Genomic DNA, 4,351 nt, shown 5'->3' with positions numbered 1-4,351 from the left:
TGTAGTCTCGCGGCTTGGGTGGGGACGGGGACGGGGGTTAGAAGACGCGGATCGCGATGTCGGCGGGGGCTGCCAGCAGACGCTCGATCTCGTCGGTCAGGCGCACGAGTGTCACCGAGAGGCCGGCCATGTCCAGCGACGTGCAGTACTCGCCGACGTAGCTGCGGGCCACCGTGGCGCCGCGGCCGGTGACCAGCTTGTGCGCGATGCCGTAGGCGAGGTACAGCTCGCTGATCGGCGTGCCGCCGAGCCCGTTCACCATCAGCGCGACGCGGTCGTCCGCGGCCAGCCCGAGGTCGTCGGCGACCGGATCGACGAGGGCCGCCACCATTTCGGTCGCCGAGCCCAGCGCGATGCGCTCGCGCCCCGGCTCGCCGTGGATGCCGACGCCGAGCTCGACCTCGTTCTCACCGAGCTCGAACAGCGGCTCCCCCTTCGCGGGCGGCGTGCACGCCGTCAGCGCGAGCCCCATCGTGCGGGATACCGCGTTGACCTCCTCACCGATCCGCACCAGCTCATCGAGGCTCGCGCCGTCCTCGGCGGCGGCGCCCACGGCCTTCATCACGAAGAAGTTCCCCGCGACACCGCGACGGCCCACGGTGTACAGCGAATCCTGCACGGCGACGTCGTCGTCGACGAAGATCGTGCGCACGTCGAGGCCCTCGGTCTCGGCGAGCTCCTGCGCCATCTCGAACGCCATCCGGTCGCCGGTGTAGTTGTTGACGATGAACAGGACGCCCCGCGGCGACGCGAGTCGTTTGGCGGTCTCGAACACATACTCCACCGGCGGCGCGGCGAACACGTCGCCCGGGCACGCGGCCCCCAGCATCCCCGGCCCGACGGTCATCACGTGCGCCGGCTCGTGACCCGAACCGGACCCCTGGATGATCGTGACCCGATCGTCGCTGGGGGTGTCGACCCGGTGAACGAGGTTGTACTCGGGGACGTACCGCAGGGTGTCGGGGTTGGCCAGCGCCAGCCCCTCCAGCATTTGCGGCACGAAATCCTTGGGGTCGTCGACGAACTTCTTCATGGCGGTCCTTTCCGATTCGGCCGGGGTGGTCAGGGGCGGGGCCGGTCGGCCCACTGGTCGAGGAGGCGCTCGGCGATCACCGCGAGGGCGACGGCACCGGCATCCGGGGAACCGACGCTGCGCGCGCCGCTGTAGCTGGCCCGTCCGCGCATGGCCTGCAGCTCGCTGGTGGCGTCGGCGGCGGTACGCATCGCGGTCATGAACCGTTGCAGCGCGGCATCCGCGTCGGCTCCGTCGGCGGCGGCGCGCTCCAGCTCGTCGGTCGCCGGGATAAGCGCGTCGAGCAACGTTTTCTCGCCGAGTTGGGCCTTGCCGCGGGCCATGATGCCCTCCGCGGATGCCCGGAGCATCGCCACGACCGTCTCGGCGGACAACGCGTCGGACGTCCTGGCCGTCATCGCGGCACGCAGGAACCCGGTGCCCCAGATGGGGCCGGACGTGCCGCCGACCCGGCTCGAGATGGTCATCGCCGCCGCCTGCAGCAGCGCGGCGGGGGAGTCGCCCGGGTACCCGTCGACCTCCTCGAGCACCTTCTCGAACCCGCGCGCGAGCGAGAAGCCGAAGTCGCCGTCACCGACGACGGCATCGAGGTCGCCGAACTCCTTCTCGTTGTCCACCGCGGTCTGGGCGATGGAGCGCACGACGAACCTCGTCGTCGCCACGTCGGTGCTGGTCATTTCTCCTCCACGTGCGCGGCCCGGCGGACCGCCTCGATATCGGTCAGGTCGATCTGCCCGCTCGGGGCGAGGGATGCCGGGTCTGCCAGCACCCGCATCGGGGCGCCCGCGTCGATGTCGCCGAGGTCGGACAGCACGAGCGCGGCGCCGGTGAAGTCCTCGTCGGCGGTGTACGAGCTCACGGTGACGATCGTTGCCAGTCCTGCGCCGCGCGCGGCGTCCAGGCCGATACCGCTGTCCTCGACGACGACGGCATCGGCCGCCGCGACACCGAGAGTGTCCAGCGCGTGCCGGTAGATGTCGGGCGCGGGCTTCTTGTGCGGCACGATGTCGCCGGCGAACACGGCGAACCTGCCCGCCAGCTCGTCGCCGACGGCGCGGCGCAGCACTGCCCGCACCGAGGGCTCCGCCGAGGTGGAGGCCACCGCGAGCTGCCAGCCCGCGGCATCCGCTTCGGCTGAGATGCGCGCGATGCCGGGCCGCGGGGCGATGTCCCCGGCGGCGATCCGTTCGGTGTACAGCGCGGTCTTGCGGCGGTGCAGCTCGGCGATCAGCTCATCCTGCGCCGCGGGGTCGGTGGGGCAGCCCGGCCACCGGGCGGCCAGCTGCGCGGTGAACTCGCTACGCATGCGCTCTTTGCCGCCGCCGATCAGCACCTTGCGGCCGTACTCCTGTTCGCTCCACTGCACCGGAACGCCCGCCTCGCGGAACGCCCGGTTGAACGCGGGGAGGTGGCCGTACCGCTCGGTGTCGGCGAGGACGCCGTCGCAGTCGAAGATGAGGGCAGGCATCACGCGGCCTTCCCGGCGCTGCCGAACACCGTCGCGAACCCGGTGACGAGGTCGATCACGTCGGCGCGGGTCGCGCGGAACAGCGACGGCGGGTCCCACTTCCCGGTGTCGCGCGCGTGCTCCAGGAAGGCGAGCTCGCTCTGCATGAACGCCTCTTTCAGCGCCGTGGAGATGTTCACTTTCGCGCATCCGCGGGCGATCAGATCGTGGAACTGGGCGTCGCTCAGGCCGCTGCCGCCGTGCAGCGCGATCGGCACCGGGTGCGTATCGACGATCTGGGTGATGCGCTCGCCGTCGAGCACCGGGGCGGTCTTGTAGCTGCCGTGGGCGTTGCCGATCGCCGGGGCGAACACGTCGACCCCGGTGGCCCGGAGGAACTCCAGCTGCACGGCCAGGCTCTGCCGCGTCGACTCCTCGTCGGAGCCGATGCCGTCCTCGACACCCGTGATCGACTCGATCTCGCCTTCGACATGGGCGCCGTACCGGCGTGCCTCGGCGACGACCTCGATCGTCTGCCGCTGGTTCTCGGCGACGGGCATCTCGGAGGCGTCGAACAGGACCGAGTTCCAGCCGTGCTCGAGGCACTCGGTGATCACGGCGCGGTCGGGGCAGTGGTCCAGGTGGAGCGAGACCGGCACCGGGATGTCGCGGGTGAGTTCCTGCCACATCGCCGCGATCAGCCCCGCGCCCATGCTCTTCACGGTCTTCACGGACGTTTGCACGATCACCGGTGACGTGGCTTCGACGGCCCCTGCGAGCACCGCTTCGAGGGTCAGGTCGTTGAAGACGTTGATGGCGGGTACGCCGTAGCGCTCCGCGAAGGAGCGGTCGACGATCTCTTTCAGGGGTACGACGGGCATGGGGTCGGCTTTCTATCGGTCGGTCAGGGGCTTTCGCGCAGTGCCTGCGCCTCCTCGCGATACCGCAGGAAGGCGCGGGCACGTCCGTCGGCGGCCGCGGGGTCGGTGTCGTACGCGTCGTAGAACGAGAGCACACGGTCGAAATGGGCGCGGACGCCCTCTCGGGTCTCGGTGAACGGCAGCACGTACAGCAGGTTCTCCTCGATCGCGGTGCGCACGTGCCCGGCAAGTTCGATCGGGTCCATGCCGCCCGCGTAGAGGCGGCGCTGCGCGTCGATGAACCGGGGGTCGTCGCGGAAGCTGGACCCGGATGCCAGTTCGTCGGGCCGCCGGTCGAGTGCGTTCGCGATGTCGGATCGGACGCTGGCGGGGCACAGCGTCGAGACCCCGATGCCGTGCGGGGCCAGCGCGATCGCGTAGCTTTCCATCAGGTTCATGACGGCGGCTTTGGATGCTGCGTAGATGCCGGCGGTGGGGTTTCCCTCGAAGCCGGCCATCGACGCGACCGACACGATGTGCCCGCCCCGCCCCGCGGCGATCATGCGGGGAACGAAGGTCTGCATCCCGTTGACGACGCCGCCGAAGTTCACGCCCAGGATCCAGTCGAAGTCGGCATAGGTCGCCTCCTCGAGCGCGCCGAAACCGTTGACGCCGGCCGTGTTGAACAGCAGCGTCACGGGGGCGTCGAAGTGGTCCTCGACGGCGTCGGCGGCGCGGGCGTATGCGTCGCGGTCGCGGATGTCGAGCGTGACCGGGAAGGCGTCGATGCCCTGGGTGGCGAGGGTCGCGACGGCGTCGTCGAGGGCATCCTGTCGCACGTCGGCGATCGCGATGCGACACCCGGCGGCACCGAACACCCGCGCCTGGCCGAACCCGGCACCCGAGGCACCGCCGGTGATGAAAGCGACCCTGTCCTCGAAATCTTCCACGTCAGTCCTCCATGACCGCGATCGGCCGCCGCTGCAGCGCCTGTCACCCATCGTGCGGGAG

5 protein-coding genes are annotated in these 4,351 nt (G+C 70.5%); all 5 read right to left on the bottom strand.

Features of this window, described 5'->3' with window-relative positions:
- Positions 1–37: 37 nt before the first annotated feature.
- The 5 genes from ACK5KK_RS14915 to ACK5KK_RS14895 are packed head-to-tail and all read right to left on the bottom strand — an operon-like array spanning position 38 to position 4,290.
- Positions 38–1,033, bottom strand: coding sequence for a dihydroxyacetone kinase subunit DhaK (locus ACK5KK_RS14915; protein WP_416890871.1), 996 nt, complete (start codon positions 1,031–1,033; stop codon positions 38–40).
- A gap of 29 nt (positions 1,034–1,062) precedes the next feature.
- Positions 1,063–1,710 carry a dihydroxyacetone kinase subunit DhaL gene (dhaL, locus tag ACK5KK_RS14910; RefSeq protein WP_416890870.1) on the bottom strand — a complete coding sequence of 216 codons (648 nt, stop codon included), beginning with the start codon at positions 1,708–1,710 and terminating at the stop codon, positions 1,063–1,065.
- Positions 1,707–2,501 (bottom strand): HAD-IA family hydrolase, encoded by a 795-nt coding sequence (locus ACK5KK_RS14905; RefSeq protein ID WP_416890872.1) that lies wholly within the window; start codon positions 2,499–2,501, stop codon positions 1,707–1,709. Before ACK5KK_RS14905 ends, dhaL begins: the two co-directional genes overlap by 4 nt.
- Positions 2,501–3,361: a class II fructose-bisphosphate aldolase gene (locus tag ACK5KK_RS14900; protein WP_416890869.1), complete on the bottom strand. Its 861-nt coding sequence runs from the start codon at positions 3,359–3,361 to the stop codon at positions 2,501–2,503. The genes ACK5KK_RS14905 and ACK5KK_RS14900 overlap by 1 nt, the downstream gene beginning before the upstream one ends.
- Positions 3,362–3,384: 23 nt before the next feature.
- A complete protein-coding gene (locus ACK5KK_RS14895) occupies positions 3,385–4,290 on the bottom strand; it encodes an SDR family NAD(P)-dependent oxidoreductase (protein ID WP_416890868.1) in 906 nt (301 codons plus the stop codon).
- Between the last annotated feature and the right edge of the window lie 61 nt (positions 4,291–4,351).

Origin of the sequence: Microbacterium sp., assembly GCF_047972865.1 — a bacterium.
GTDB lineage: Bacteria > Actinomycetota > Actinomycetes > Actinomycetales > Microbacteriaceae > Microbacterium.
This window is presented reverse-complemented; position numbering and strand designations above follow the sequence as displayed.